This window comes from Sphingomonas sp. (assembly GCF_035758555.1).
GTDB lineage: Bacteria > Pseudomonadota > Alphaproteobacteria > Sphingomonadales > Sphingomonadaceae > Sphingomonas_B.
On the sequence record NZ_DASTXI010000179.1, the window covers coordinates 25,519 to 51,856 of the forward strand.

At 68.1% G+C, this 26,338-nt stretch carries 27 protein-coding genes, 1 tRNA gene and 1 other RNA gene; 28 read left to right on the top strand and 1 reads right to left on the bottom strand.

Annotated elements, in window-relative coordinates; genetic code table 11:
- Window positions 1–100: 100 nt before the first annotated feature.
- Together VFT73_RS10505 and VFT73_RS10510 are read left to right on the top strand one after the other, a co-directional pair.
- Window positions 101–781, top strand: a complete 681-nt coding sequence (locus tag VFT73_RS10505) for a PEPxxWA-CTERM sorting domain-containing protein (RefSeq protein WP_326410730.1) — start codon at window positions 101–103, stop codon at window positions 779–781.
- A 230-nt stretch (window positions 782–1,011) separates the two neighbouring features.
- Window positions 1,012–1,689: a PEPxxWA-CTERM sorting domain-containing protein gene (locus VFT73_RS10510; RefSeq protein WP_326410732.1), complete on the top strand. Its 678-nt coding sequence runs from the start codon at window positions 1,012–1,014 to the stop codon at window positions 1,687–1,689.
- A 195-nt stretch (window positions 1,690–1,884) separates the two neighbouring features.
- Here the strand turns inward: VFT73_RS10510 and VFT73_RS10515 are convergent, their stop codons facing one another.
- Window positions 1,885–2,526 carry a 2OG-Fe(II) oxygenase gene (locus VFT73_RS10515; protein ID WP_326410734.1) on the bottom strand — a complete coding sequence of 214 codons (642 nt, stop codon included), beginning with the start codon at window positions 2,524–2,526 and terminating at the stop codon, window positions 1,885–1,887.
- 141 nt (window positions 2,527–2,667) lie between these two features.
- Here VFT73_RS10515 and VFT73_RS10520 point away from each other — a divergent pair, with 141 nt between their 5' ends.
- From VFT73_RS10520 to VFT73_RS10645, 26 genes are all read left to right on the top strand, one after another.
- Window positions 2,668–3,507, top strand: a complete 840-nt coding sequence (locus VFT73_RS10520; protein ID WP_326410736.1) for a type II secretion system protein N — start codon at window positions 2,668–2,670, stop codon at window positions 3,505–3,507.
- Window positions 3,507–5,717 (top strand): type II secretion system secretin GspD, encoded by a 2,211-nt coding sequence (gspD, locus tag VFT73_RS10525; RefSeq protein WP_326410738.1) that lies wholly within the window; start codon window positions 3,507–3,509, stop codon window positions 5,715–5,717. Before VFT73_RS10520 ends, gspD begins: the two co-directional genes overlap by 1 nt.
- Window positions 5,714–7,237, top strand: coding sequence for a type II secretion system ATPase GspE (gspE, locus tag VFT73_RS10530; protein ID WP_326410740.1), 1,524 nt, complete (start codon window positions 5,714–5,716; stop codon window positions 7,235–7,237). The genes gspD and gspE overlap by 4 nt, the downstream gene beginning before the upstream one ends.
- A 113-nt stretch (window positions 7,238–7,350) precedes the next feature.
- Window positions 7,351–8,568 carry a type II secretion system inner membrane protein GspF gene (gspF, locus tag VFT73_RS10535; RefSeq protein ID WP_326410743.1) on the top strand — a complete coding sequence of 406 codons (1,218 nt, stop codon included), beginning with the start codon at window positions 7,351–7,353 and terminating at the stop codon, window positions 8,566–8,568.
- A gap of 53 nt (window positions 8,569–8,621) precedes the next feature.
- On the top strand, window positions 8,622–9,128 hold the full coding sequence (gene gspG / locus VFT73_RS10540) for a type II secretion system major pseudopilin GspG (protein WP_326410745.1): 507 nt from the start codon (window positions 8,622–8,624) through the stop codon (window positions 9,126–9,128).
- A 4-nt stretch (window positions 9,129–9,132) separates the two neighbouring features.
- A complete protein-coding gene (gspH, locus tag VFT73_RS10545; protein WP_326410788.1) occupies window positions 9,133–9,633 on the top strand; it encodes a type II secretion system minor pseudopilin GspH in 501 nt (166 codons plus the stop codon).
- Window positions 9,575–10,069 (top strand): type II secretion system minor pseudopilin GspI, encoded by a 495-nt coding sequence (gene gspI, locus VFT73_RS10550; RefSeq protein WP_326410747.1) that lies wholly within the window; start codon window positions 9,575–9,577, stop codon window positions 10,067–10,069. Before gspH ends, gspI begins: the two co-directional genes overlap by 59 nt.
- Window positions 10,066–10,638 (top strand): GspJ family type II secretion system protein, encoded by a 573-nt coding sequence (locus VFT73_RS10555; protein ID WP_326410750.1) that lies wholly within the window; start codon window positions 10,066–10,068, stop codon window positions 10,636–10,638. The genes gspI and VFT73_RS10555 overlap by 4 nt, the downstream gene beginning before the upstream one ends.
- Window positions 10,635–11,600, top strand: coding sequence for a type II secretion system minor pseudopilin GspK (gene gspK / locus VFT73_RS10560; protein ID WP_326410752.1), 966 nt, complete (start codon window positions 10,635–10,637; stop codon window positions 11,598–11,600). Before VFT73_RS10555 ends, gspK begins: the two co-directional genes overlap by 4 nt.
- A complete protein-coding gene (gspL, locus tag VFT73_RS10565) occupies window positions 11,597–12,670 on the top strand; it encodes a type II secretion system protein GspL (RefSeq protein ID WP_326410753.1) in 1,074 nt (357 codons plus the stop codon). The genes gspK and gspL overlap by 4 nt, the downstream gene beginning before the upstream one ends.
- On the top strand, window positions 12,667–13,134 hold the full coding sequence (gene gspM, locus VFT73_RS10570) for a type II secretion system protein GspM (protein ID WP_326410755.1): 468 nt from the start codon (window positions 12,667–12,669) through the stop codon (window positions 13,132–13,134). The genes gspL and gspM overlap by 4 nt, the downstream gene beginning before the upstream one ends.
- The gene (gene gspN / locus VFT73_RS10575; protein WP_326410758.1) at window positions 13,134–13,739 is read left to right on the top strand and encodes a type II secretion system protein N; all 606 of its coding nucleotides are present in this window, start codon (window positions 13,134–13,136) and stop codon (window positions 13,737–13,739) included. Before gspM ends, gspN begins: the two co-directional genes overlap by 1 nt.
- An 83-nt stretch (window positions 13,740–13,822) precedes the next feature.
- Window positions 13,823–13,899: transfer RNA gene (locus tag VFT73_RS10580), tRNA-His, on the top strand.
- A gap of 29 nt (window positions 13,900–13,928) precedes the next feature.
- Entirely contained in the window at window positions 13,929–14,975 is a 1,047-nt protein-coding gene (locus VFT73_RS10585) for a Glu/Leu/Phe/Val family dehydrogenase (RefSeq protein WP_326410760.1), read from the top strand.
- Between the two features lie 218 nt (window positions 14,976–15,193).
- Window positions 15,194–15,910 carry a heme ABC transporter permease CcmC gene (gene ccmC / locus VFT73_RS10590; RefSeq protein WP_326410762.1) on the top strand — a complete coding sequence of 239 codons (717 nt, stop codon included), beginning with the start codon at window positions 15,194–15,196 and terminating at the stop codon, window positions 15,908–15,910.
- A gap of 208 nt (window positions 15,911–16,118) precedes the next feature.
- Window positions 16,119–16,565 (top strand): cytochrome c maturation protein CcmE, encoded by a 447-nt coding sequence (gene ccmE, locus VFT73_RS10595; RefSeq protein WP_326410764.1) that lies wholly within the window; start codon window positions 16,119–16,121, stop codon window positions 16,563–16,565.
- The gene (locus VFT73_RS10600; protein WP_326410767.1) at window positions 16,562–18,487 is read left to right on the top strand and encodes a heme lyase CcmF/NrfE family subunit; all 1,926 of its coding nucleotides are present in this window, start codon (window positions 16,562–16,564) and stop codon (window positions 18,485–18,487) included. Before ccmE ends, VFT73_RS10600 begins: the two co-directional genes overlap by 4 nt.
- Window positions 18,484–19,011, top strand: a complete 528-nt coding sequence (locus tag VFT73_RS10605) for a DsbE family thiol:disulfide interchange protein (RefSeq protein WP_326410770.1) — start codon at window positions 18,484–18,486, stop codon at window positions 19,009–19,011. The genes VFT73_RS10600 and VFT73_RS10605 overlap by 4 nt, the downstream gene beginning before the upstream one ends.
- A 194-nt stretch (window positions 19,012–19,205) precedes the next feature.
- Entirely contained in the window at window positions 19,206–19,547 is a 342-nt protein-coding gene (locus tag VFT73_RS10610) for a cytochrome c-type biogenesis protein (protein ID WP_326410772.1), read from the top strand.
- Window positions 19,547–20,158, top strand: coding sequence for a tetratricopeptide repeat protein (locus VFT73_RS10615; RefSeq protein ID WP_326410775.1), 612 nt, complete (start codon window positions 19,547–19,549; stop codon window positions 20,156–20,158). Before VFT73_RS10610 ends, VFT73_RS10615 begins: the two co-directional genes overlap by 1 nt.
- Window positions 20,159–20,174: 16 nt before the next feature.
- Window positions 20,175–20,547: RNase P RNA component class A (rnpB, locus tag VFT73_RS10620), an RNA gene on the top strand.
- A gap of 277 nt (window positions 20,548–20,824) precedes the next feature.
- The gene (locus tag VFT73_RS10625; RefSeq protein WP_326410777.1) at window positions 20,825–22,420 is read left to right on the top strand and encodes a phosphoenolpyruvate carboxykinase; all 1,596 of its coding nucleotides are present in this window, start codon (window positions 20,825–20,827) and stop codon (window positions 22,418–22,420) included.
- A gap of 48 nt (window positions 22,421–22,468) precedes the next feature.
- The gene (locus VFT73_RS10630; RefSeq protein ID WP_326410779.1) at window positions 22,469–22,903 is read left to right on the top strand and encodes a hypothetical protein; all 435 of its coding nucleotides are present in this window, start codon (window positions 22,469–22,471) and stop codon (window positions 22,901–22,903) included.
- A gap of 207 nt (window positions 22,904–23,110) precedes the next feature.
- Window positions 23,111–23,764 carry a hypothetical protein gene (locus VFT73_RS10635; RefSeq protein WP_326410781.1) on the top strand — a complete coding sequence of 218 codons (654 nt, stop codon included), beginning with the start codon at window positions 23,111–23,113 and terminating at the stop codon, window positions 23,762–23,764.
- A 109-nt stretch (window positions 23,765–23,873) separates the two neighbouring features.
- A complete protein-coding gene (locus tag VFT73_RS10640; RefSeq protein ID WP_326410784.1) occupies window positions 23,874–24,911 on the top strand; it encodes a proline racemase family protein in 1,038 nt (345 codons plus the stop codon).
- A gap of 462 nt (window positions 24,912–25,373) precedes the next feature.
- Window positions 25,374–26,330, top strand: coding sequence for an aldo/keto reductase family protein (locus tag VFT73_RS10645; RefSeq protein ID WP_326410786.1), 957 nt, complete (start codon window positions 25,374–25,376; stop codon window positions 26,328–26,330).
- Window positions 26,331–26,338: the final 8 nt, after the last annotated feature.

Consider the following 26,338-nt stretch of genomic DNA (forward strand, 5'->3'; position numbering starts at 1 on the left):
TGCGTCCCGCCGATTTGCGGATATAGTAGTTCCCGCAAAGAAGCCCGTCAGGGGACGATGGAGTTGCACGAGTAGGCGCTATTCAGAAGGGGGAATGCCCATGAAGAAACTGGCTTTGTTTGCGGCGACGGCGGCGGCTTTGGCTGCATTCCCGGCACAGGCCGCACAAGTTTTTCCGGGTGACGGCATTGGCGGTCCGGGCGCGACCATTGACCTGTTCGATGGCATGACGCGCGGCACGTTGCTCGCCTACAGCGAGACGACGGGCACCGCGCTCACCTTCGCGGCCACGTTCCGCTCGGCTGTGTACCGCAATACCGGCGGCACGCTCGACTTCTACTATCAGGTGGTTCGCAACGGCCCGGGCTCGACCGGCAGCAATGCCATCCAGTCGTTCACCGCGGCGAATTTCGATGGTTTCGACACCTTCGCGTTCCGCGACGGGTCGGACTTCGACGGGGCCGGCGGCTTCTCGGCAGCGGGCAATCCCGGCACGTTCACATCGACGGCGAATCGCAGCTTCAGTGGCGATGTGGTCGGCGTCAATTTCGGATCCAACAACCTGCAGGATACCGAAAACAGCACGACCTACATTTTCCGCACCAGCGCGTTCTCGTTCACGTCCGGCACGTTCGGCGTGATCGACGGCTCGACGCTGCAGGGCCCGACCTTCGCACCGACGGTGCCGGAGCCGGCGACCTGGGCGATGATGCTGGGCGGCTTCGCGCTGGCCGGCATCGCGACTCGGCGCAGCCGCCGTCCGCGGCAGGCGCTCGCCTGAACATTTCCCGCGTCGGGAATACGGAAAGGGCGGCTTCGGCCGCCCTTTTTGTTGGCACGGAGCTGGCGCGCCGGTGACGCCGCGATTGTTTCGGGCCTGTGCCATATCGGGATTGGTTAACGCGGATTTAGGACTTTTCGTCGCCGGGTCGGGCGGCTACTGAGCCGTCACCCAGAACAGAAGCCGGGGTTCTCCGGCTCCGTGATTGCTTAGCGTAAGGGGGTAGTACGATGAAGAAGTTGTTGCTTTGCGCCGCCGCTCTGGTGGCAATGCCCGCTCAGGCCACCGTGCTGCTGCCGGGCGCACAGACCCAGCCGTTCTCGCCGTTTGATTTCAACACGCAGGGCACCCGCATCGCGTTCAGCGAAGTCCAGGGCCAGGCGCTGACCTTTGCCGGCATCTTCCGTTCGGCGGTGTATCGCAACACGGACGGCAAGCTCGACTTCTATTATCAGGTCGAGCGCACCGGTCCGGGCTCGAACGCGACCGGCAACGATCACGAGATCACCAAGTTCACCGTCGCCGCCTATAATGGCTGGCTGGTCGATGCGCTGGTGAGCGCGGGCGATCCGGACGGGGCAGGCGGCTTCAAGGCGGTCAACAACCCCGGCGGTTCGACGACGGCCGCGAACCGCGGCTTCGACGGCACTGTCGTCGAGGTCAATTTCCAGGGCATCGGCCCGAATGGCCTGATCGGGACCGAGAACAGCGCGACCTATATCCTGCGCACCAACGCCTTTTCCTTCCAGTCGGGCACGTTCGGCGTGCTTGACGGTTCGTCGCTGCAGGGCATCACCTTCGCGCCGACGGTGCCGGAACCGGCGACCTGGGCGATGATGCTGGCGGGCTTCGGTCTGATCGGCGGTGTCGCACGGCGCAACAACCGGGTGCGCAGCGTCCTCGCCTGAGGATTTGCGATCGGCAAACGGAAAGGGCGGCTTCGGCCGCCCTTTTTTTGTTGCCAACGACTTCAGAGGCGTCAGGCTGCGATTGATATTCAAAGTCATCCGGCCTTGAGCAGAGATCCCGCTTCTTCCATTCGGCAAAGAGGAGCGAGACCCCGGATCGAGTCCGGGGTGACGATCCTGGGCCGGACTTGAATCCTACGCCCAGCCCCAAGGGCGCTCCCGAAACCATTTTGTGACGACATATTTCTGTCCTGCACGAACCTTCATCGCATGGTGGATCGTCGACGGATTGGGGCTGCCGTCCGGCCGGCGATTGTTCCAGGCGAGCAGCTTGCCGGTTTCGGGCTGCACCATCTTGTCGATCGCCTTGAACCGGGTTGCGCCGCCTGCCTCCACGTCGTTCAGATAGATCATCACCGTCCATGTGCGCTGGCCGGCGACACCGGTGTATTTTTCGTAGTCCACGCTCTGCGGCTCGAAATAATCGGTGTGCGCCTTGAACTCCTGGCCGACTTCATAGCGCTGGCCCTGCATCGGTTCGCCATAGGCAAGGTCGAGACGGGAAAAGGCGGCGATCTTCTCGTCCAGAGCGCGCACGACCGGATCGCTGCCGTCCAGATCGCAGGTCTCGCTGGTCCGGAATGCTGCGTCGCCATTGTAGTTGGCGACGGTCGAGGGGCGGCGGTTGCGGTCGATCCGGTCGATCACGGCGGCGCACTCTTCAGGACTCAGGAAGCGGCGATTGACGAACAGGCTCAGCTTCGGGTTCGGCACCCGCTGGATGCCGGGTTGGGCCATCATGCTGTCGATGACCATCTGGTCGAAGGGATTGTCCATGCGCCTCGTGGCCTCTTATAACGCGTGCCAAGTGCGATGCTTAAGGACCGCGCGTCAAGCGTGACTCCGTGACCTAAAACTGTCATCAAATCGTCCCAGAGCGTCGTTCGCACCCGAGCAATCGGGGCGGGGGGAGAGTGAATGCGTCTCGCGATCAGTCCGCGCCTTTCGCCCGTCCTCCGGCACCTGCCGAGCTCCAGCCTGCTGAGTCTGACCGAACTGGCGCTGCTCGCACTACTGGCGGTGCAGTGCGGACGGCTGTTCTGGGCGTTGGCGACGCCGATCGGTCCGCTCGGCGACTGGAGGCCGGCGGCCGGCCCCGCTGCGGAGCGCGGACGCGCGGTGCTGGCGAGCGGATTCGATCCGTTCTTCCGCTTGGCCGGCGGGGCCGGCGCATCGGTCGTCACCTCGCTGCAGCTGAAACTGTTCGGCGTCCGCGTCGATGAAGCGACGGGGCGCGGCGCGGCGATCATCGCCGGGCCTGACAATGTCCAGACCAGCTATTCGGTCGGCGACGCGATCCAGCCTGGCGTGATCCTCAAATCGGTGGGCTATGACAGCGTCACCATCGCGCACGACGGCAGGGACGAGACGCTCTATCTCGATCAATCCGGCGCTGCGCCGGTCGTCGCGCCGGCGGTCCCGGCGCCGGCCAGCATTGCCCTACTGAGCGCGCCGGCCGCCGAAACATCTGCTCCCGGCGCGGTGACGCTGTCGCAGCTGCGCATGGGGCTGACCGTGACGCCGCGGCAGGCGGGCGGACGCATGACCGGATTGGTGCCCCGCGGCGATCCGTCCCTGCTCGCCCGGCTGGGCCTGCAGCCGGGCGACATCATCGTTCAGGTCTCGGGCCGTCCGGTCGGCAGCCCCGACGACCTGCAGCGCGCCGCCGCCGGTCTGGCCAATGGCGGCAATCTTTCGATCGGCGTCGAGCGGGGGGCGCAGATCGTCCCGCTCGCGATCAGTATTTCGGGACAATGATGCGTCAATTTCTGATCCCCACCATCGTGCTTGCCGTCGCAGGCCCGGCCGCAGCGCAATACAGCCTGAACGTCCGCGATGCGGATATCCGCGCCTTCATCCAGGACGCGGCGAAAGTGACGGGCCGCACCTTCATCATCGACCAGCGGGTGCAGGGGAAAGTCTCGGTCGTCACCGACCGTCCACTCAGCCGCTCCGAATATTTCGAGGTGTTCCTGTCGACGCTGCGCGCCAACGGACTGGTCGCCGTGCCGGCACCGGGCGGGGCGCTGCGCGTCCAGCCGCTCGAGGGCGCCGCGACGCAGCCGAGCCGGGTCGGCACCCCAGGCGCGTCGAATGCGCTGGTGACGGAGATCTTCCGCCTACGATCGATTGACGCGCCGAGCGCGGTGGAGACGATCCGGCCTTTGGTCAGCCCGCAGGGATCGGTGACCGCGAACCGCGCCGGCAATTCGCTGGTGGTGGTCGATTTCGGCGACAATGTCCGCCGCGTCCGCGAAGTGCTGCGCCGGATCGACCAGGACAGCGCCGCGACGACGTTGGTGCCGCTGAAGAATGCCGGCGCGCGCGAAGTCGCCCAGTCGCTCGGCCAGCTGGTCGGCGGCGCGCCCGGCGCGCAGAACGCACCCGGCCCGGCGACGATCGTCGCGGTCGACAGCTCCAACTCGATCGTGCTCCGCGGCGATCCGGGTACCGTATCGCGTCTGGCCGCGATTGCGCGCGACCTCGATCAGCGGGCTGCCAACGGCACCGAGGTCCGCGTCTACTGGCTCCAGAACGCCGATGCCGAGCTGCTGCTGCCCGTGCTGCAGCAACTGACCGGCCAGCCGGTGACGCAGCCTGCCGCGCCGCGCGGCCTGACGCCGGTCAATCCGCGCGGCGGGCGGATGGGGGCGAACACGGTCACGGAAGCGCCGATCGTCAACGCGCCTGAGCCGGTTGCGGCCTCCGCCCCCGCACCTGCGACAGGCGAAAGCATCATCGGCCGCAACCAGGCGATCGTCACGCGCTTCGAGGGCGCCAATGCGATCATCATCGCCGCCAACCCCGAGACGCAGCGCACGCTGGGCGAAGTGATCCGCCAGCTCGACGTGCGCCGCGACCAGGTGCTGGTCGAGGCGATCATCGTCGAGATTTCGGACAGCCTCGCAAAGCGGCTGGGGGTGCAGTTCCTGCTCGGCGGCAAGCCCGGCAGCGACATTCCGTTCGCGGTCACCAATTACTCAAATGCGCAGCCCAACATCCTGACGATCGCCGGTGCGGTCGGCGCGCGCGAGCTCGACCGGCAGACGACCGTCACCAACGGCAACATCACGACCACCAGCACCAGCAGCCCCGCGTCCGAGCAACTGGCGCAGGCGGCGGTGAACTCGATCCTGAACGCGACCGGCGGCATCGGCGGCTTCGCGACCAATATCGGGCGCGACGGCGTCTTCGGCGCGATCATCAACGCGGTGCGGTCCGACAGCACGTCCAACATTCTGTCGACGCCGTCGATCATGACCCTCGACAATCAGGAAGCGCGCATCCTGGTCGGACAGGAAATCCCGATCACCACCGGCCAGGCGCTGTCGAACAATTTCGACAACGCCTTCCGCACGGTGCAGCGCGAGAATGTCGGCATCCAGCTGCAGGTGCGACCGCAGATCAACGAGGGCGGCGCGATCAAGCTGGCACTGCGGCAGGAGGTGAGCTCGATCGCTGGCCCGGTCTCCAACGATAACAGCGAGCTGATCCTCAACAAGCGCGAGATCGAGACGACGGTAACCGTCGACAATGGCGAGATCATCGCACTGGGCGGCCTGCTCGACGATAATGAGCGGCGCACGTTGGAGAAGATTCCGTTTCTGAGCGACATTCCGCTGCTCGGAGAATTGTTCAAGTCCCGGTCCAAGTCGCGGCAGAAGACCAACCTGATGGTGTTCATCCGCCCGACCATCCTGCGCTCCGCCGCCGATGCGCGTGCGCTGGCCGAGCGCCGCTACGGCTATGTGCGCGAGCGTCAATTGCTGCAGCGGCCGGACCAGGAGCCGAGCATCGACGAGCTGGTGCGCGAATATATGGGCGCGGTGCCGCCGGTGCCTCCCGTCGCGCTCCCCGGCAGCACGCCGCCGCCGCTCGCCCCGCCGCAGGTGATCACGCCCGAGGTGCACAGCTCGACGACGACGGTCCAGCCGGTACCGCCGCCGCCACGCGAGCCGAAGAAATGAGCGAGCTCCATAGTGTCCCGCCGGAGCACAGCGGTAGTGCGATCCCGATCGTCACCGTACCCTATACCTTCGCGCGCAAGTTCGGCGTGGTGCTGCTGGAGCCCGACGGCGATCGTTTCCGCGTCGCGCTCCGCGAAGGCAGCGATCCGCGCGCGCTGCTCGAGGTCCGGCGCCATCTGGGCCAGGCAATGGCCGTCGAGCCCGTATCGACCGATGCGTTCGACAAGCTGCTGTCGGACCGCTACGCGTTCGGCGGCGAAGCGGCGGCGGCCGCGGCCGGCTCGCTCGGCCTCGGCGACGATCTGGCGCTGATCGCGGGTGACCTGCCGACCGCCGACGATCTGCTCGACTCGTCGGACGACGCGCCCGCGATCCGGCTGATCAACGGCGTCATTGCCGACGCGGTGCGGCAGGGCGTGTCGGATATCCATGTCGAGCCGTATGAGTCCGGCCTGATCGTCCGGATGCGGATCGATGGGGTGCTGCGCGAGACGCTCCGCATGCCCGCGCACGTGGCACCCGTGCTGGTCAGCCGCATCAAGGTGATGGCGCGGCTCGATATCGCCGAACGCCGCGTGCCGCAGGACGGCCGCATTTCGCTGATGCTCGGCGGCAAGCTCCTCGACGTGCGCGTCTCGACCTTGCCCAGCCGCGCCGGCGAGCGGGTGGTACTGCGCATCCTCGACAAGGAGAATGCCGGTTTCGACCTCGCCGCACTCGGCCTGTCGCAGACGGCGGAGGCTGTGCTGCACGATGCGCTTGCGGAGCCGAACGGCATCATCCTCGTCACCGGGCCGACCGGCTCCGGCAAGACGACCACGCTCTATTCCAGTCTCCGCCTGCTGAACGACGGCGCGCGCAACATCCTGACCGTCGAGGACCCGGTCGAATATGCGATCGACGGCGTCGGCCAGACCCAGGTCAATCCGAAGGTCGGGCTGACCTTCGCGGCCGGGCTGCGCGCGATCCTGCGCCAGGACCCGGACGTGGTGATGGTCGGCGAGATCCGCGACCGCGAGACCGCTGAGATCGCGGTGCAGGCGTCGCTGACCGGTCATCTGGTGCTCTCGACCGTCCACACCAACGACGCGGTGGGTGCGATCACCCGGATGCGCGACATGAAGGTCGAGCCGTTCCTGCTCGCCTCGACGCTGCGCGCGGTGATCGCCCAGCGGCTGGTGCGGCGGCTCTGCCCCGAATGCCGGCGACCGGAGCCGGCGAGCGAGCAGGCGGCGCGGCTGCTGGGACTTCAGCCGGGCGCGACGGTCTATGAGCCCGGCGGCTGCGACGCCTGCGGCCAGACCGGGTTCCGCGGCCGCGTCGGCGTATTCGAGGCGGTGCGGATCGACGACACGATTCGCGGCCTGATCAACGAAGGCGGCGACGAAACCGCGATCGCCCGCCACGCTTTCGCCCGTGCTCCCAGCCTCGCCGCTGCGGCGCGCGCGCTGGTTTCGGAAGGGCTGACCACGCCCGAGGAAGCGGTCCGCATCACGCGCCGGGAGCAGGTCGATGCGTAATCGGCACAGTCCAAACCCGCTCGTCCCGAGCGTAGTCGAGTGGCGCTTCCCGGATTTGGTGCCAGCGCCCCTCGACTACGCTCGGGACGAGCGAACTCTGCTAGACTCCAGCCATGCCTGACTTCGACTATCTCGCGATCGACACGCGAGGCGGTGAGCGGCGTGGCAGCGTGGTCGCTCCTTCGATCGAGGCGGCGCGCGCGCGGCTCGACACGCGCAAACTCTACGTCGTCAGGATCGAACCGGGATCGGGTGCCCCCAAACCCTCGCGGTCGCTGCTGACCTTCGGCCGAGCCAAGCTGACCGCGAAGGAGCTGACGCTGTTCACGCGCCAGCTCGCGACCCTCGTGCAGGTCAGCCCGTTGGAGGAAGCGCTTCGCACCATCTCGCGCCAGACCGAGAAGCCGCACGTGCGCGCGATCACCGGCGCGGTGCATGCGGGCGTGCTCGAAGGCCGCCGCATGTCCGAGGCGATGGCGCGCGAGCCGAAGAGTTTCCCCGCTCTGTACCGTGCGATGGTGAGTGCCGGCGAAAGCTCGGGCACGCTGCCGACCATTCTGGAGCGCCTCGCCGACCTGCTCGAACGCCAGGCGCAGGTGCGCGCCAAGGTGCTGACCGCGATGGCCTATCCGGCCGTGCTGGCGCTGGTCGCGCTGTTCGTGGTCGCCGCGCTGATGATGTTCGTCGTGCCCAAGGTCGTCGAGCAATTCGAAACAGTCGGCCAGCAATTGCCGCTGCTGACTCGCATCGTAATCGGCGTCTCCGGCCTCCTCGTCCATTGGTGGTGGGCGATGCTCCTCGCCGCGGTGATTGTTGGGGCCGTCGCCTGGCGCGCGCTGGAGGATCCGAAGACGCGGCTGCGCTTCGACGCCTGGCTGCTGCGCTGGCCGTTGATCGGGCGGCTCATCCGCGACCTCCACGCCGCTCGCATGGCCCGGACGCTGGCGACGATGGTCTCGTCCCGCCTGCCGTTGCTCGAAGGCGTGGCGCTGACCACGGCCACGATCCGCAACCGGGCGCTCAGGTCGGCATCCGAGGAAATCGTCGAGGCGATCCGCGGCGGCGGCAGCCTTTCCGCCGCCCTCCGCCGCGCCGGCGTGTTCCCGCCGTTGCTCGTCTATCTGGCGGCCAGCGGCGAAGCCTCGGGCCGGCTCGACACAATGCTGGAGCGCGCCGCGGACTATCTGGAGCGGGAGTTCGACAGCTTCACGGCCGCCGCCTTGTCGCTGCTCGAACCGGCGATCATCGTCGTGATGGGCGGCCTGGTCGCGACGATCGTGCTTTCAATCCTCCTTCCCATCCTTCAGCTCGAAACACTGGCAGGCGCGTGATGACCCGAAACATTTTCCTAAATATTCCCCTCCCTGGAAGGGAGGGGTTAGGGGTGGGTAGCGAGCGCAGCGAGCACGCCTCAGAGGACGGTGTTTCGCTCGGCCTTCGGCCGACACCCACCCCCAACTCCTCCCTTTCAGGGAGGGGGGAGCAGGGCTTCACCCTTGTCGAGCTGATGGTGGTGATCGTGATCCTCGGCCTGCTGGCGACGATCGTCGCGATCAACGTGCTGCCGGCGCTCGGCAAGGGCAATGCCGCCAAGGCGAAAGCCGATATCGCCACGCTCGAACAGGCGCTGGAGATGTACCGGCTCGACAATCTTACGTACCCGTCCAGCACCGAGGGCCTGCAGGCGCTGGTCGCGGCCCCGCCGGGCGCCGCCCAGCCGCAGCGCTATCGCCAGGGCGGCTATATCAAGCGCTTGCCCGACGACCCCTGGGGCCATCCGTACCGCTACATCTACCCCGGCCAGCACGGCGCGTTCGACGTCTTCTCCTACGGCGCCGACGACAAGCAAGGCGGCGAGGGCGAAAATGCCGATATCGGCAATTGGCAGTAGACGTCTGTTCTCCTGCGCAAGCAGGAGCCCATGGGCCCCTGCTTCCGCAGGGCCACTTTCGCGTTCGCGCGAAAGTGGCTTCACGCTGATCGAGCTGATGATCGTGCTCGCGATCATGGGCCTGGTCGCGGCGGGCGTGATCATGGCGATTCCCGATCCGCGCGGGCGCTTGTCGCACGAGGCGGAACGGTTCGCCGCCCGCACCGTGGCGGCGCGGGATCTGGCGATCCTGGAAGGGCGGCCGGTCGCGGTGCGCGTGACGGCGCAAGGCTATGCGTTCGACCGGCGTCAGCGCGGCGAATGGTCCCCGATTCCCGACGGCGAATTCCGTTCCCGGCCCTGGAGCCACGGCACCGCGGCGCTGGTGGGGCAGGGCGGCACGATCCGCACGGCCTTTGATGCGACCGGCCAACCGAGTGCGCCTGCCACGATCACGCTCACACGCAATGGCGAGCAGGCTCGCGTCGCGATCTCCGCGGACGGAGGCGTCCGTGTCGGCACATAGCCTGCAACCCCGCTCGTCCCGAGCGAAGTCGAGGGGCTACTGCGCCGAGTCCGAAAAGCGCCCCTCGACTTCGCGCGGGACGAGCGGACTTGAGAACGGCTTCACCCTTTTGGAAATGCTGGTCGCCCTGGCCGTTTTCAGCCTGGCGGCGCTCGCACTGCTGCGCCTCGAAGGCGCCACCGTCCGCCAGACCGGCGAGCTCGACGAGCGCATGCTGGCGCAGCTTGTCGCCCGCAACCTCGCGGTCGAGACGCTGACCGACCCCGCCGCGCCGCCGATCGGCACGAGCGCGGGCGAGGCGGTCAACGGCGGCCGCCGCTGGCGCTGGTCGCGCGTGACCAGCCGCACGCCCGACGATCAGCTTGTCCGCGTCGACATCAGCGTCGCGACCAGCCGCGCGCCGTCCACGCTGACAATCGTCAGGCCCGCGACATGAGCCGCAATGGCTTCACCCTCCTCGAAATGCTCGTCGCGCTGCTGATCTTCGGCATGATCGCAGCCGCCGGCGTCGGCCTGCTGCGCTTCAGCGTCGACGCGCAGGCAGCGACCAGGACGCGGCTGCAGGCGATCGCGTCCGAGCGCCGGGTCGTGGCGCTGATCGCGTCCGACACGGCCCAGGCGGTGCCGCGTATCACGCGCAATCCGGCCGGCGATCCGGTCCAGGCGTTCGACGGCGGCCCCGGCGGCTTTACCCTGGTGCGTGCTGGGCTCGATGCGCTGGATGATATGAGCCGGCCGTCCCTGCAGAAAATCGCCTATTCGGTGGAAGGCGGCGGGGTGACCCGCCAGACCTGGCCGATGCTCGACGGCGCCGAGCCCGGCCCGCCGGCCACGCTGGTCGATCACGTCGCATCGGTGACGCTGCGCTATCGCTCGCAGGATGGCTGGCGCGACGTCTGGGACCCGATCCGCCCCGACCTGCTGCCGCGCGCGATCGAGATGATCGTGCGGCCGGTGCGGGGTCCGGAAATGCGCTACCTCTTCCTGGTGGGAGCAGGAGCGTGAGGCCGGGCGAACGCGGCGCGGCGCTGCTGACGGTGCTGATGCTCGTATCGGTGATGGCGGTGCTGTCGGCCTCTGCGCTCGAACGGCTGCGGCTGTCCACGCGCATCGCCGCCAATGCAGGCGCGATCGATCAGGCGCGCGCCTATGCGCTGGCTGCCGAAGATATCGCCGCAAACCGGATCACGACTTTGGTCCAGGCCGATCCTGCGCGTACGCCCGCGGGCTGGGTCGGGCGCGAGACGAGCCTGCCGCTGCCCGGCGGCGTCGCCAGCGTCGTCGTCCACGACGGCGGCAACTGCTTCAACCTGAACAGCGTCGTGACCGGCCAGCCGGGGCAGCGGCTGATGGCCCGGCCCGCCGGCATCGCCCAGTTCGAGGCGCTGATGCAGATACTGGAGATCGGTGAAGGCGAGGCGATCCGCGTGGCGGCCTCGCTCGCCGACTGGATCGACAGCGACGGCTTTCCCCTGCCGCAGGGCGCGGAAGACGCCGCCTATGCCGGCGGCCCGACGCCTTACAAGACGGCCAACACGCTGATCGCCGACCCGAGCGAGCTGCGCGCGGTTGCGGGCGTCACGCCGGCCATCTACGAACGGCTGAAGCCTTGGATCTGCGCGCTTCCCTCCACCGACCTGTCGCCGATCAACGTCAACACGCTCACGCCGGAGCAGGCCCCGCTTCTCGCCATGCTGCTGCCCGACAAGCTCTCGCCGGATCGCGCCCGGGCGCTGCTGATCGGCCGTCCCGCCGGCGGCTATGAAAGCGGCTATGCCTTCTGGCGCACCTCTTCGCTGGCCGGCATCGCGCCGGGCGGCGATGTCGAGGCGCAGACCGGCGTGCGCACGCGCTGGTTCGCGCTCGACCTGCACGTCGCGCTCGGCGACAGCGAAGTCGACGAAACTGCGCTGATCGACGCGACCGTGCTGCCGGCGCGGCTGGTCCGGCGGAGCTGGGGCGGATGAGCACGCTGATCCTTTTCATTGCCCCCGACGACCGGCTCGACAGCTGGTGGATCGCGGACGACGGCGCAGTGACGGCGCGAGGCGACGCCGAGGCGCCGCTGCCGTCCGTGCTGCCGGAGCGGGTGGTCGCGGTCGCGCCGGCCGGGGCGATGACGATTCATGTCGCCGAGCTCGGCGCGCTCGCGACGGCCCAGGCACGGGCGGCGGCACGTCTGCTGGCGACGGAAACCAGCGTCGCCCCGATCGAGACCCAGCACGTCGCGGTCGGAGAGGCCGACGGCGCCGACCGCAGCGTGGCAGTGCTGGGCAAAGGCCGGATCGCGGCCTGGCTCGATTCGCTCCAGGCGCACGGCGTCGACCCCGACGCGGTGCTGCCCGCCGCCCTGCTGCTGCCGCGCCCGGACGCCGGCTTCGTGCGCGCGGCGATCGGTGCCGAAACCGTGCTGCGCGGCCGCAGCGCAGCCTTCGCCGAAGAACCGGGCCTTACCGAGCTGCTGGTCGGCGACGCATCGGTAGAGGAGCTTGACCCCGAGCCGCTGGTGCTGGCCGGGCTGGACACGCCGGAGCTCGACCTGCGGCAGGGCGATTTCGCCCGGCGGCGGCGGTTCGCGATCGACTGGCTGCTGGTCCGGCGGCTTGCCATGCTGGCCGGTGCCATCGTCGCCGTGACGCTGCTGATCGCAATCGTGCAGACGGTTCGTTACGGCATGGCCGCCGACCGCCTCGATGCACAGGCGCAGGCCGCCGCCCGCGCCGCGGTGCCGGATGCCGGCCCGGACGCGGCTGCCGCGCTTGAGGCGCGAATGGCGGCGCGGCGTGGCGCCGGGCTCGGCTTCAGCGCCACGGCGGGCGCATTGATGGCTGCCGTGCAGGCCAGCCCGAACGTCGAGCTGTCGAGCCTGACCTTCGACGCCGACGGTCTGCTGCGCGCGACCATCGTGGCGCCGGGGCCAGCCGATGCGGAGGCTCTGCGCGCCCGCATCCAGGCGGCGGGCCTGACCGTGGAGGCAACGCCGTTCACCAGCGAAAACGGCCGCATCCGCGGCGAATTCCGGATCGGCGGACGATGAAGGCGCCGTTCCTCGACTGGTGGCGTGTGCGTTCGGTCCGCGAGCAGCGGCTGCTGCTGGTCATGTTCGCGCTGCTGGCGGTCACGATCCTGTGGCTCGGCATCTACCGGCCGATGCAGGATGCGCTGTCGGGCGCACGCGAGCGCCACCAGCAGGCAGCGATCCGGCTTGCAGAGATACGCGCCGGGGCGGCCGCCCTGAAGCAAGGCCCTGCCGTTGCTCTGCCGGGGCCGCTGGCGAGCGTCGTCACGCAATCGGCGGCCGATGCCGGGTTCGCCAACGCCGTCGTGACGCCGCAGGGCGACCGCCGCGTGCGCGTGTCGATCCCCTCGGCCCGGCCGGCCCCCGTCTTCGCCTGGATCGCGTCGCTGGAGGCGCGCGGCATCGTCGTCGAACAGCTGTCCGCACGCGCGAATGCGGATCCGACGCTGGCTGTCGACGCAACGCTGGCGGGGGGCGGCTGATGCGCATCCGCCTGCCGATACGCCGTGTCGTGCTGTTCGCGGCGCTGTTCGTGCTCGCGCTGATCGCGTTCCTGCCGCTGCGGCTGGTGCTGGCGGGAAGCGGTATCGCCGCGCGCGAGGCGAGCGGCAGCGTCTGGTCGGGCGCGCTCAAGGAAGCGCGGATCGGCCCGGCCGTGCTCGGCGATCTGCAGGTGCGGGTCGCGCCGCTGCCGTTGCTGACCGGGCGCCTGCGCATCGGCCTTTCCCGCCCCGGCGGCGCGGCGGACCGGCTGTCCGGCGCCCTGATCGTGTCGCGCAACCGGCGGGCGATCGAGAACGTGACCGGCCTGGTCCCGCTCGAAACGTCGCTCAGCGCGCTGCCCGTGACCTCCGTCGAGCTGACCGACGTGACCGTCCGCTTCCGCGACGGACAATGCGACCAGGCGGAAGGGATGGTGCGCGCGAACCTTGCCGGCGGAACGACGCTGCCGGCCAGCCTGTCCGCCACCCCGCGCTGCGATCGCGGGGCAGTGTCGCTGCCGTTCGCGGTCGGCGGCACCGGCGGCCGGATCGAACTCCGCATCTCCGGCGACGGCCGCTGGGAAGTCCGATCCGACGGCCGCTGAGTCCGGCGCCGCCCGCAGGGAATACAGGTTGACGCCCCGGCACCCGCGCCCCTATGTGCGCGGCCGCGGTTTCCGCCGTCACGGCGATCGTAGCTCAATTGGTTAGAGCGCTGGTTTGTGGTACCAGAGGTTGCGGGTTCAATCCCCGTCGATCGCCCCAGTTTTCGTAGCTAGTTCAGGGGTTTATCCGTGACAGCCTGGGACCTTCCCGATTTCGACGACCATGAGGGCGTCCATCTGTTCCGCGACCGCGCGAGCGGCCTGACCGCCGTCGTCGCTGTCCACTCCAGCGCGCTGGGCCCTGCGATGGGGGGCGTCCGCTTCTGGCATTATCCGAACCGCGTCGACGCGCTGACCGACGCGCTGCGTCTGTCGCGCGGCATGAGCTACAAGAATGCGATGGCGGGCCTCCCGCTGGGCGGCGGCAAGGGCGTGATCCTCGCCGATGCCGCCGGAACCAAGACCGCGTCGCTGCTCCAGGCGTTCGGCAAAAGCGTCGATTCGCTCGGCGGTCGCTATGTGACAGCCGAGGATGTCGGCATCTCGACCGACGACATGGTCGCGATCTCGAAGGCGACCAAGTTCGTCTCGGGCCTTCCGGTCGCAGAAGGCAGCGCCGGCGGCGATCCGGGCCCGTTCACCGCTTATGGCGTATTCCTGGGCGTCAAGGCCGCGGTCAAGCGGGGGCTGGGGAAGGACAGCGTCAACGGCGTGCACGTCGCGGTCCAGGGCCTGGGCAGCGTCGGCGGCCGGCTGGCGCGCCTCCTCGCTGAAGAAGGCGCCAAGCTGACGCTGGCCGACGTCAACGGCGCCCGCGCGGCCGCCCTTGCCAAGGAGCTCGGCGGCAAGGCGGTCGAGGCCGACGAAATCCTGGGCGTCGAGGCCGACGTGATCAGCCCCAACGCACTGGGCGCGATCCTGACCGAGGGGAGCATCGCCGCGCTGAAGGCGCCGGTGGTCGCGGGCGGCGCGAACAACCAGCTCGCCACGCCCGAGGACGGCGACCGCATCCACGCGCGCGGCATCCTGTTCGCGCCCGATTACGTGATCAACGCCGGCGGCATCATCAATGTCGGCCTGGAATATCTCGGCCGCGGCGACGAAGCCGAGGTCCGCTCGCGCATCCGGCTGATCCCGGACAGGCTGGAGCAGGTCTGGGCCGAAAGCGCCACCTCCGGCGATCCCGCCGCCCGCGTCGCGGACCGCATCGCGCAACGCCTGATCGGGCGGGGGTAGGATCAGCCCCTCTCCCCTCGGGGAGAGGGCGACTCGCGGCCAGCGGCGGCGAGCGGGGTGAGGGACCAGAGCGAAGCGCAGCGAGCGTGGAAAGGCCCTCGCCCTCCCACTCGCTTCGCGAGCGGGCCCCTCCCTCTCTCGCAAGCGGGAGAGGGGCTATTAGGACAATTCCCCAGCTTTCGCTTGCGGCCCGGCCCCGCTACATAACCCTTGTCCCCATGCACGCGTTCGCCAATCCCGCCCGGTTCCTTTCGATCGCCCGTCCGATGACGCCGTGGCTGCTGTGGCTCGGCGCGCTGCTGTCGGGATTCGGCTTCTATGCCGGCCTGTTCCTGACCCCGCCCGACTATCTGCAGGGTGAAAGCGTGCGGATCATGTACGTCCATGTGCCGGCGGCCTGGCTCGGCATGGGCGGCTGGATGGGCCTGGCGGTCGCAAGCCTGACGCAACTCGTCTGGCGGCATCCGCTGGCCGGCGTCGCCGCGCGTGCGATCGCGGCGCCGGGCGCATTGTTCACCGCCATCTGCCTCGTCACCGGCTCCATCTGGGGCAGCCGCACCTGGGGCACCTGGTGGCAGTGGGACGGGCGCATGACATCGATGCTGGTTCTGCTGTTCCTCTATTTCGGCTATATCGCGCTCGCGAATGCTGGCGACGAAAAGGTCAGCGTATCGAAGGCGACCGCGATCTTCGGCCTGATCGGCGCGGTCAACGTGCCGATCATCAACCGCTCGGTGGTCTGGTGGAACTCGCTGCACCAGGGCCCGAGCATCACGCTCAGGGGCTCGACGATCGCCCCGGAAATCCTCTGGCCGCTCGCCTTCACGACGCTTGGCTTCACACTGATGTTCGCCGCGATCGTGCTGATGCGCATGCGCACCGTGCTTGCCTCAGCCAAGGTCGAGGCGCGCCTCCGGAGGCTCGCCACCGCATGAGCCACTGGCCTTACATCATCGCGTCTTATGTGCTGACCATCGGCGGCATGGCCGGGCTGGCGCTCTGGAGCTGGCTGCGGATGGTTCGCGCGGAGAAGCAGGCAGAGGCGCTCTCCACTTCTCGCTCGTCCCGAGCGCAGTCGAGGGGCGCTGGCACAGACTCGGAGAAGCGCCCCTCGACTTCGCTCGGGACGAGCGGCATTTCTTCATGAAAGCAAAGCACCAACGCCTGACGCTGGCGCTGCTTGCGCTGGCGGCGCTGATCGGCGCGGGGCTGCTTGCGGCCTCGGCGCTGCGCGACCAGGCCGCCTATTTCTATTCGCCCGCAGACCTGCAGAAGAACCCGGTCGCGGCCGGCAAGCACATTCGGCTCGGCGGCATGGTCGAAGACAAGTCGATCGAGCGCCAGCCCGACGGGGTGACGATCGACTTCGTCGTCACCGACGGCGGCGCGAAGACGCCGGTGCGCTTCCGCGGCTTCCCGCCCGATCTGTTCAAGGAGAATAGCGGCGTGGTTGCCGAAGGCGCATTCGATCCCGGCGGGGTGTTCGTCGCCGACACGATTCTCGCCAAGCACGATGAGCGCTACATGCCGCCCGAGCTGGCGCGCAAGGACGGGCAGGTCGAGCACAAGACGGAGACGCTGGAGCGATGATCGCGGAAGGGGGGCTGGCGGCATTGTGGCTGGCGGCGGCGCTGTCGCTGCTGCAGCTGATCATGGGCGCTGTCGCGCTGACGCCCGGCCGCGAGGAAGCGGGCGCGATCGTGCGCCCTGTGGCGATCGTGCAGGGTCTGCTGACATTGCTCGCCTTCGCTGCGCTGATCGCGGTGTTCGTCACCTCGGACATGTCGGTGAAGCTGGTCGCGGCGAACAGCAGCTCGATGAAGCCGCTGCTCTACAAATTCGCCGGCACCTGGGGGAACCACGAAGGCTCGATGCTGATGTGGGTGACGATCCTGGGCGTCGCTGGCGCGGCGGTCGCGATTTTCGAACGGCGCGTGTCCGAACGGATGCTGATCGCTACGCTGGCGGCACAGGCGGCGATTGGCCTCGGCTTTTTCGCGTTCCTGCTATTCTCGTCCAACCCGTTCGAGCGGCTGCCGATTCCGGCGGCGGACGGGCAGGGGCTCAACCCGCTGCTGCAGGACCCGGGCCTCGCCTTCCACCCGCCGACGCTCTACCTGGGCTATGTCGGGCTGTCGGTCGCTTTCTCCTTCGCGGTCGGGGCACTGGTCACGCGCGAAGTGAACGCTGCGTTCGCCCGCGCGATGCGGCCCTGGGTGCTGGGCGCCTGGATCCTGCTGACGCTTGGCATCACTGCCGGCAGCTACTGGGCCTATTACGAGCTGGGCTGGGGCGGCTGGTGGTTCTGGGACCCGGTCGAGAACGCGTCGCTGATGCCATGGCTGGCGGCGACCGCTTTGCTCCACTCGGTGACCGTGCTCGCGACCCGCGATTCCCTCCGCGCCTGGACGGTGATGCTGGCGGTGGTCGCCTTCTCGATGTCGATGGTCGGCACGTTCCTGGTGCGCTCCGGCATCCTGACCTCGGTCCACGCCTTCGCGGTCGATCCGGAGCGGGGCAGTTTCATCCTGGCGCTGCTCGCCATCTATATCGGCGGCGCGCTGGCGCTGTTCGCGCTTCGCGTCTCGACCGTGAAGGAAGGCGCGCAGTTCGAGGCGGTCAGCCGCGAAGGCGCGCTGGTCGTCAATAACCTGTTGCTGACCGCGATCCTCGGCATCGTGTTCGTCGGCACGCTCTATCCGCTGTTCGTCGAGGCGCTGTCGGGCGAGAAGCTGTCGGTCGGCCCACCCTATTTCAACAGCGCCGCCGGGCCGCTTGCCTTGCTGCTGGTCGTGGTGATGGCCGCCGGGCCGCTGATGCGCTGGCGACGCGACCGGTTCCGGATCGTGCTGAACCGGCTGGCGCTGCCGATCCTCGGCACCGCGATCATATTGCTGCTGGTCGTCACCCTCGCACCACCCATCGGCGTGCTGCCGACGCTGGGGCTCATCCTCGCCATCGGCGTCGGCGCGGCCAGCCTCGCACCGCTCTGGGGCCGCAATCTCAGGCGCACGCCGCTCTTCACCTGGGGCATGGTGATTGCACATCTGGGCATCGCAGTCGCCCTTGCCGGCATGGCTTGCGAAAGCGCGTTCACCAAGGAGACTCTCGTCGCAGCGAAGATCGGCGAGACCAGGCAGGTCGGTCCGTTCAGCGTCCGCCTCGACGATATCGAGCCGATTGCGGGCCCGAACTGGACGGCGCTTGAGGCAACGCTCACCGCCTCTCGGAACGGCGGCACGCCCTTCGTGCTGAAGCCGCAATCGCGCAGCTGGCCCAACCCGCCGACCGAGACCACCGAATCCGCGATCTCGACCAAATGGGACGGCCAGCTCTACACGGTGCTCGGCAAGCAGGACGAGGACGGACGTTGGCAGCTCCGCCTGTGGTGGAAGCCGTTCGTGACCTTGATCTGGCTCGGCGGCGGCATGGTCGCATTCGGCGGCGCGCTGTCGCTGCTCGGCCGCCTGCGCCGCGAACGGCGCTATCAGGATCGGATCGCCTGGGCATGAAACGTTTCTGGCTCTGGGCGCCGCTCGCCGGCTTCGTGATCTTCTTCGCCGTGGTGGCGTTCGGGCTGATCAGGCCTGACAATCGCCAGATCGAATCGCAGATGATCGGCAAGCCGATCCCCGCCTTCGACCTGCCCGCCGGCGCACCGGGCCGTACCGCCTTCTCCAGCAAGGATCTACAGGGTGGCGGGCCCAGGCTGCTCAACATCTTCGCCAGCTGGTGCATCCCCTGCATCGCCGAGGCGCCGGTGCTGATGCAGCTGAAGCAGCAGGGCGTGACGATCGACGCGATTGCGATCCGCGACCGCCCGGAAGACGTCGCCGCCTTCCTCGCCCGCAACGGCGATCCGTACGACAAGATCGGCTCCGACACCGCTTCGCGCGTGCAGCTCGCGATGGGTTCGTCGGGCGTTCCGGAGACGTTCGTGATCGACGCCAAAGGCGTGATCCGCCACCAGCACATCGGCGACATAAGGCCGGAGGACGTGCCGGAAATCCTCGAGCAGCTGGAGAAGGCGCGGTGAGGGGCGTTCCGAATCTCCCCTCCCTTTTAGGGTGGGGCAGGGGGTGGGTAGCGAGCGGAGCGAGCACCCTCGGCAGCCGCGCTTCGCTCGGCTTGCGGCCGACACCCACCCCTAACCCCTCCCTTTCAGGGAGGGGAATTCTCCTCGTTTTTGCCCTCGCCCTCCTCGCCACCCCCGCGTTGGCCGATTCCAACATGCCGGCCGCGAAATGGGCGAACGAGCAGCTGCCTGACCCGCGCCAGGAAGCGCAGGCGACGGAGCTGATGGAGACGATCCGCTGCGTCGTCTGCCAGGGGCAGTCGATCGCCGATTCCGACGCCGAGCTCGCTGGCGACATGCGCGCGATGGTGCGCAGCCGGATCGCCGCGGGCGAGACGCCGGAAGCGATCCGGCGCTGGCTGATCGACCGTTACGGACAATGGGTCAGCTACAAACCCGTGGTCGAGCCGCTGACCTGGCCGCTCTGGTTCGCGCCGCTGATCCTGCTTGGGCTGGGCGCGCTCCTCGCCCGGGGCCGTTTCCGGAGGCACCGCTGATGGGCTGGGCGATCGTCGTCGCGCTCGCAGCGATCGCCGGCGGGGCGCTGTGGAAATGGGGCCGCCTGCCGCGCTCGTCTTTCGAGCCGATCGCGGCGGCGCTGCTGCTGGGGCTTGCCGGCTATGCGCTTCAAGGTAGCCCGAACCTGCCCGACCATCCGGTCAAGCCGCCCGAGGACCTGTCGAAGGCCAAGGAAGCGGAGATCGAAATCCGCAACCAGATGGGCCAGCAGCGGTTCGGCACCGGCCCGTCCTGGCTGATGGCCGCCGACGGCGCTATGCGCGCCGGACTGCCGACCGCGGCGGTCGCCTATATCAAGTCCGGCCTGAAGCAGAACCCGCGCGACCCAGACCTGTGGGTCGGGCTCGGCAACGCGCTGGTCGTGCATAGCGGCGGCATGGTCTCGCCGGCCGCGACCTATGCGTTCCAGAAGGCGGCGGAGATCGCGCCGAACCATCCTGGGCCGCCCTTCTTCATGGGGCTGGCGCTGGCGCAATCGGGCCAGTTCGCCCAAGCCCGCGCGATCTGGACCGAGCTGCTCGCCCGCGCGCCTGCGGATGCGCCGTGGAAGGCGGACCTGGAGCAACGCTTGGCGCAACTGCCGAGCTGACCTATATCCGGCCCCGCCAGAGGGTCGGGCGGCCGCGTCGCATTTCGGTGCGCCGAGGAAAGTCCGGGCTCCACGGAACGACGGTGCCGGGTAACGCCCGGCGGTTCCGCGCAAGCGGGATCAGGGACAGTGCCACAGAAAGCAGACCGCCACGGTTTCGGCCGGGCAAGGGCGAAAGGGTGGGGCAAGAGCCCACCGCGGGCCCGGCAACGGGAACGGCACGGCAAACCCCACCGGGAGCAAGACCGAATAGGGGCGGCATATGGGCCTTGTTCCGGCCCGTCGCCCGGGTTGGTTGCTGGAGGCTGTCGGCAACGGCAGCCCGAGAGGAATGGCCGCACATCGCGTTCGCGCGAGGACAGAACCCGGCTTATAGACCCTCTGGCACTTCGGTCCTCCCCTCAGCAACGCTGAAGGGAGGGGAACCATTCGAAGCATGGTGGAGGGGCCGACCCCAACGGCGTCGGTTTCACCGCCGCCGCCCCTCCACCGCCTTCGGCGGCCCCCTTCTCCGAGCAAGCTCGGGGAGGAATGCGCGCGTGCGGGAACCCGTTCACCATCTCGTTGATTTGACGGAAAGGGTCCCCGGGAGTAATCGGCCGGGGTGTCTGGAGCGCGCCCTGGTCCTCAGGAGCGCGCCCTTTGTCTTTGCTTGGGGAGGTTCTCTTGGCCGATCGCGCGCCTGCTTATTCGCTTGGTTCTCAGGGTATCGAAACCGGTGCCGAGCTTCACTGGAACCTGACGACGGCGCCCCTGATCGAGCATGCCGTGCGCCGCGGCGAGGGGCTGCTTGCCAAGGACGGGCCGCTGGTCGTCGCCACCGGCAAGCACACCGGCCGCTCCGCCAACGACAAGTTCATCGTCCGCGATGCGGAGACCGAGGACACGATCTGGTGGGGAAGCAACCGCGGCATGACGCCCGATCACTTCCAGGCGCTGAAGGCCGATTTCCTCGACGCGCTGAAGACCAAGCCGACGCTGTTCGTGCAGGATCTATTCGGCGGCTCCCAGCCGGAGCACCGCGTCCGCGTCCGGGTGATCAACGAGCTTGCCTGGCACAACGCCTTCATCCGCACGATGCTGGTGCGGCCGGAAGCGCATGAGCTGGCCGATTTCGTGCCCGAATACACGATCATCGACCTGCCAAGCTTCCGCGCCGACCCGGAACGCCACGGCAGCCGCAGCGAGACGGTCGTTGCCGTCAATTTCTCCGAAAAGCTGATCCTGATCGGCGGCACCGCCTATGCCGGGGAGATGAAGAAGAGCGTGTTCGGCGTGCTCAATTACCTGCTGCCGGTGAAGGGCGTGATGCCGATGCATTGCTCGGCGAATATCGGCCCGAACGGCGACACTGCCGTGTTCTTCGGCCTGTCCGGCACCGGCAAGACGACGCTGTCGGCCGATGCCAGCCGCACGCTGATTGGCGACGACGAGCATGGCTGGTCCGACACCGCGGTCTTCAACTTCGAAGGTGGCTGCTATGCCAAGATGATCCGCCTTTCGGCCGAGGCGGAGCCGGAAATCTACGCGACCACCAAGCGCTTCGGCACGGTGCTCGAGAATGTCGTGATGGACCCGGTCACGCGCGAGCTCGACCTGGACGACGCGACCCTGGCCGAAAACAGCCGCGGCGCCTATCCGATCGACTTCATCCCGAATGCGTCGGAAGACAATCTCGGCCCCGTTCCGCAGAACATCATCATGCTGACCGCAGACGCCTATGGCGTGCTGCCGCCGATCGCGAAGCTGACGCCCGATCAGGCGATGTACCATTTTCTGTCGGGCTACACCGCCAAGGTCGCCGGCACGGAGATCGGCGTCACCGAGCCGTCGGCGACCTTCTCGACCTGCTTCGGCGCGCCATTCATGCCGCGCCACCCGTCCGTCTACGGCAATCTGCTGAAGGAGCGCATCGCCAAGGGGGGCGTCGATTGCTGGCTGGTCAACACCGGCTGGACGGGCGGCAAATTCGGGACCGGCAAGCGCATGCCGATCAAGGCGACGCGCGCGCTGCTGAACGCGGCGCTGGACGGCAGCCTGAACAATGCCGAATTCCGCACCGATCCGAATTTCGGCTTCAAGGTGCCGGTCGCGGTGCCGGGCGTGGATCCGTCGATCCTCGATCCGCGCGGCACCTGGGCGGACAAGGACGCCTACGATCAGACCGCACGCAAGCTGGTGCAGCAATTCATCGACAATTTCGCGCAATTCGAAGCGCATGTCGATGAGGGCGTCCGCCAGAGCGCGCCCAAAGCCGCTTAACTGGCCCGGTCTGAAGGATCGGGCACTCCCAGGAGAAAGCCCGATCCGATGACCGCACTTTCACCCCGCCTGTTCGCCTCCGCCGACGCGATCCGCCGCATCGGCAGGGGGCTGCTCGCACGCTCGCTGCCGCGGCCCGAATGGACGCACGATGCGCACCTGGCCGCGACCAGCTGGCTCGTGGTCGAGCGGCCCGATATCGACCTCGACGCCGAACTGCCCGGCATCATCCGCCGCTACAATGAGAGCGTCGGCGGCCGGAATACCGACAGCGAAGGCTATCACGAGACGATCACGCGGGTGTTCCTGGCGGCCGTCCGCGCGCATGCCGCCGAGACGGAAGGGCAGGACCTCTGCACCCGCGTTAACGCGCTGCTGCTGAGCGACCGCGGCCGCCGCGACTGGCCGCTCCGCTTCTACTCGCCCGGGCTATTGTTTTCGGTCGAGGCGCGGCTGAGCTTCGTCCCGCCGGACCTTTCCTGAGTCAAAACAATAGGTTTAGCTGGTGTGTTTCACCTGCCGCTATAGGATTCGCGCGTCAAAAAACCGGTTCAATTCCCGTGACTTCGGCGCGCGGATGTCGCATTTGTCCAATACGGGATGGTAAATCCCGGCTTAGCTATGGCAAACCGGAGCGGGGGGTTCCGAAAAAATGATTCACGTTGGCGCGCCGCTGACGGCGCGGCAGTCATGCTTGCAACCGGCTATTACGGCTGGATGAGCGCCATCGGTCTCGCGGAGATCGAACGCGTCCTGGCCATCGTCGAGGCACGCCTGTGCGAAACATTCCCGGACGATTTCTTTCGCCGCTGCCCCTTCGCCGCCTTCGGCGTCCGCGCGTTGCTTCGCGATGCCGGTGTGGACGCCGTGCTGGTCGGCGGACAGTTCGCCGCATTCGTGATGACGCCGGACCAGGGACGGCTGGCGGTCCAGGGCTTCAAGTCGGGCCGCGAGCCGCACCCCCATTATTGGGTGGAGGCGGGGGACCGGCTGATCGACCTGGGTCCCCATCTGCTCGCCTTCGGTTCTGACTATCCGATCGTCAGGATGCCGGCGATCGCCTGGGACATGAGCGCGCCGCTGCCCTCGTCCTTCCGCTACAAGGCGCAGCAGCGCTACCCCGCGGACAGCCGGATGAGCATCGACCCGAAGCTCTGTGCACAGGCGGATGCTTTCGTCGATTCCTGCCGGAAGACGGCTGCCGGCGAGGGGGCGCCAGCGTTGCCGACCTGGCTCGCCACCAGCTACGCCTCGCTGCTCGCCGCAGTGGAGCGCGACGATCCCTGGGCCTGCGGCGCCCGCCGTTTCGAGCAGATGGCGCAGAACCACCCGCTGCCCTTTTGAGCCGGTGTTCGCGGCACGGTTGCGCCAAAATCGTATACTGTTTAGCGCCGGGTTGGCGAGAGAAGCAGGATGCAGCTGAGCGCCTGCGTCGTGGGCCGCGAGGGAGAGCATGACGGGACGGATCATTTCCGTGGTGGGTTGCCATGCCGAAGGGGAAATCGGCGACGTGATCATCGGCGGCGTGCTGCCGCCGGCGGGCGACACGATGTTTGCGAAGATGCGGGCGATGGAGCGCGAGCACGACCATATCCGCCGCTTGCTGCTGTGCGAGCCGCGCGGGACGGTCAGCCGCCATGTGAACCTGCTGGTTCCATCCACCCGGGCGGACTGCGAGGTCGGCGCGATCATCATGGAGCCGACCGAATATGTGCCGATGTCGGGCTCCAACACGATGTGCATCGTCACGGTCCTGCTCGAAACCGGCATCGTGCCCATGACGGAGCCGGAGACGATCGTCACGCTCGACCTGCCCGGCGGCGTGGTGCGCGCCACGGCCACCTGTCGGGGCGGCAAGTGCGTGTCGGTCGAGTTCGAGAACGTGCCGTGTTTCGTCGACCGGCTCGATGCGACGATCGAAGTGGAGGGCGTCGGCGCGGTCGCGCTGGACGTCGCCTATGGCGGCATGTTTTTCGCGATCGTCGACGTGACGCAGTTCGGGCTGAGGGTCGCGCCTGAAAATGCGCGCGTGCTTGCCGAGCTGGGCGAGAAAGTCAGGGTCGCCGCCCGTGAGCAGCTCGACGTCGTGCATCCCGAAAATCCGGGCATCAACGGCGTCTCGATCGTCCAGTTCGCCGAGCCGTTCCAAGGGCCGGGAAAATCGACGCGCAACACCTGCATCGTGTCGCCCGGCCGATCAGACCGCAGCCCCACCGGCACCGGCACCTCGGCGCGACTGGCGGTGCTCCACGCGCGCGGCCAGATCGGTGTCGGCGAGCCGATGGCCCACAGCTCGATCATCGGCTCGTCGTTCGAAGGCCGCATCGTCCGAACCACCGAGATCTGCGGCCGCCCCGCCATCGTCCCGACAATCCGCGGCCGCGCCTGGATCACCGGCTACCACCATTACCGGCTCGACCCCACCGACCCCTGGCCGGCCGGCTATGTCGTCGCCGACACCTGGGGCGTCACGGGCAAGCTGTCGCAGTAACGGCCATCAGCCGTGGTGCGCCATGCGCGATGGGTCGATCGCGATGGCTATCCCTTCTCCATGGGGCATGGCTCGGTCCTCTGACCCGAAACCCGCCGCCCAACAGGCTTCGCCACCCCGGGCTTGACCCGGGGTCCCGCTTCTTCTGTTCTTGCAGCATGGACCAATGAATGGAAGGTCGCGCTGATCGAGCGCGGCAGTCCGGACTGGAACGATCTGTTCGACTGGATCCTTTGCCGCTGGCCAAAAAATCAGAAGAAGCGGGACCCCGGCTCAAGGCCGGGGTGACGAAGGGGTGAGCGATGCAACGTCCGCTATGGGTCGGAAGCCGACATCGGCTATCCGGGTGAACTACGATCGCGGTAAGCCATTCATCGTGCGCTTTCGGGGTTGCGTTTGGCTGCGTTGCGACTGAGCTAACGCAGACGCCCGATATGGGGTGGCAAGGCAGGAGCGGTTCGCATGCGTTATCGGCAGCTCGGTTCGAGCGACCTTCAGGTCTCCGAGATTTCGCTGGGCTCCTGGCTCACCTACGGCGTCGGCGTGGGTGCCGATCGGGCCGCGGCGTGCGTGCATCGGGCGCTGGAACTGGGCATCAACTTCATCGACACGGCGAATATCTACGGGCGCGGGGCGGCGGAGAGCTTCCTGGGGGAGGTGCTGAGTGGGGTGCCGCGCGACCGCTATCTGATCGCGACCAAGCTGTTCTTCCCGATGACCGAGAGCGACCGCGGCCTCTCCCGCGCCCAGGTCGAAAAGCAGCTCGACGCGTCGCTGAAGCGGCTGCGTGTCGATACGATCGATCTGTACCAGTGTCACCGCCACGATCCGGACACGCCGGTCGACGAGACGATGCTGGCGCTGACCGACGCGGTGAAGGGGGGCAAGGTCCGCTGGCTCGGCTTTTCCGAATGGCCGGCCGATCGCATCCGCGAAGCGCTGGCGGTGGCCGGCGCTGAGAAATTCGTTTCCAGCCAGCCGCAATATTCGCTGCTGTGGCGCCGGCCGGAGGAGGAGATCATCCCTCTCTCGCGCGAAAACGGCATTTCGCAGATCGTCTGGTCGCCGCTCGCTCAGGGCGTGCTGACCGGCAAATATCTGCCCGATGCCCCGCCGCCGCAGGGCACGCGCGCCACGTCCGACGAAATGGGCGGGTTCGTCGATCGCTGGATGCAGCGGCCGGTGCTGGAGGCAGTGCAGAAGCTGAAACCGCTCGCGGCCGAAGCCGGGCTCACGCTCGGCCAGTTCGCGCTTGCCTGGGTGCTGAAGGAGCCGAACGTCGCGTCCGCGATCGTCGGCGCCAGCCGCCCCGAGCAGGTCGAGGAGAATGCCGCCGCCTCGGGCGCAACCGTCGATCCGGCGCTGTGCGCCGAAGCAGAGCGGATCGCTGCGGAAGGGCTGAGCGCCGCGCGAACATGAACGCCACA

Coding starts and splice junctions, on each gene's coding strand:
- VFT73_RS10615 (WP_326410775.1), top strand. CDS start 19,547: ATGGGCTGGGCGATCGTCGTCGCGCTCGCAGCGATCGCCGGCGGGGCG.
- VFT73_RS10630 (WP_326410779.1), top strand. CDS start 22,469: ATGACCGCACTTTCACCCCGCCTGTTCGCCTCCGCCGACGCGATCCGC.
- ccmE (WP_326410764.1), top strand. CDS start 16,119: ATGAAAGCAAAGCACCAACGCCTGACGCTGGCGCTGCTTGCGCTGGCG.
- VFT73_RS10520 (WP_326410736.1), top strand. CDS start 2,668: ATGCGTCTCGCGATCAGTCCGCGCCTTTCGCCCGTCCTCCGGCACCTG.
- gspE (WP_326410740.1), top strand. CDS start 5,714: ATGAGCGAGCTCCATAGTGTCCCGCCGGAGCACAGCGGTAGTGCGATC.
- gspM (WP_326410755.1), top strand. CDS start 12,667: ATGAAGGCGCCGTTCCTCGACTGGTGGCGTGTGCGTTCGGTCCGCGAG.
- gspD (WP_326410738.1), top strand. CDS start 3,507: ATGCGTCAATTTCTGATCCCCACCATCGTGCTTGCCGTCGCAGGCCCG.
- gspL (WP_326410753.1), top strand. CDS start 11,597: ATGAGCACGCTGATCCTTTTCATTGCCCCCGACGACCGGCTCGACAGC.
- VFT73_RS10605 (WP_326410770.1), top strand. CDS start 18,484: ATGAAACGTTTCTGGCTCTGGGCGCCGCTCGCCGGCTTCGTGATCTTC.
- VFT73_RS10555 (WP_326410750.1), top strand. CDS start 10,066: ATGAGCCGCAATGGCTTCACCCTCCTCGAAATGCTCGTCGCGCTGCTG.
- VFT73_RS10505 (WP_326410730.1), top strand. CDS start 101: ATGAAGAAACTGGCTTTGTTTGCGGCGACGGCGGCGGCTTTGGCTGCA.
- gspF (WP_326410743.1), top strand. CDS start 7,351: ATGCCTGACTTCGACTATCTCGCGATCGACACGCGAGGCGGTGAGCGG.
- gspN (WP_326410758.1), top strand. CDS start 13,134: ATGCGCATCCGCCTGCCGATACGCCGTGTCGTGCTGTTCGCGGCGCTG.
- ccmC (WP_326410762.1), top strand. CDS start 15,194: ATGCACGCGTTCGCCAATCCCGCCCGGTTCCTTTCGATCGCCCGTCCG.
- VFT73_RS10510 (WP_326410732.1), top strand. CDS start 1,012: ATGAAGAAGTTGTTGCTTTGCGCCGCCGCTCTGGTGGCAATGCCCGCT.
- VFT73_RS10610 (WP_326410772.1), top strand. CDS start 19,206: ATGCCGGCCGCGAAATGGGCGAACGAGCAGCTGCCTGACCCGCGCCAG.
- VFT73_RS10640 (WP_326410784.1), top strand. CDS start 23,874: ATGACGGGACGGATCATTTCCGTGGTGGGTTGCCATGCCGAAGGGGAA.
- gspI (WP_326410747.1), top strand. CDS start 9,575: ATGGCGAGCAGGCTCGCGTCGCGATCTCCGCGGACGGAGGCGTCCGTG.
- VFT73_RS10515 (WP_326410734.1), bottom strand. CDS start 2,526: ATGGACAATCCCTTCGACCAGATGGTCATCGACAGCATGATGGCCCAA.
- VFT73_RS10635 (WP_326410781.1), top strand. CDS start 23,111: ATGCTTGCAACCGGCTATTACGGCTGGATGAGCGCCATCGGTCTCGCG.
- VFT73_RS10645 (WP_326410786.1), top strand. CDS start 25,374: ATGCGTTATCGGCAGCTCGGTTCGAGCGACCTTCAGGTCTCCGAGATT.
- VFT73_RS10600 (WP_326410767.1), top strand. CDS start 16,562: ATGATCGCGGAAGGGGGGCTGGCGGCATTGTGGCTGGCGGCGGCGCTG.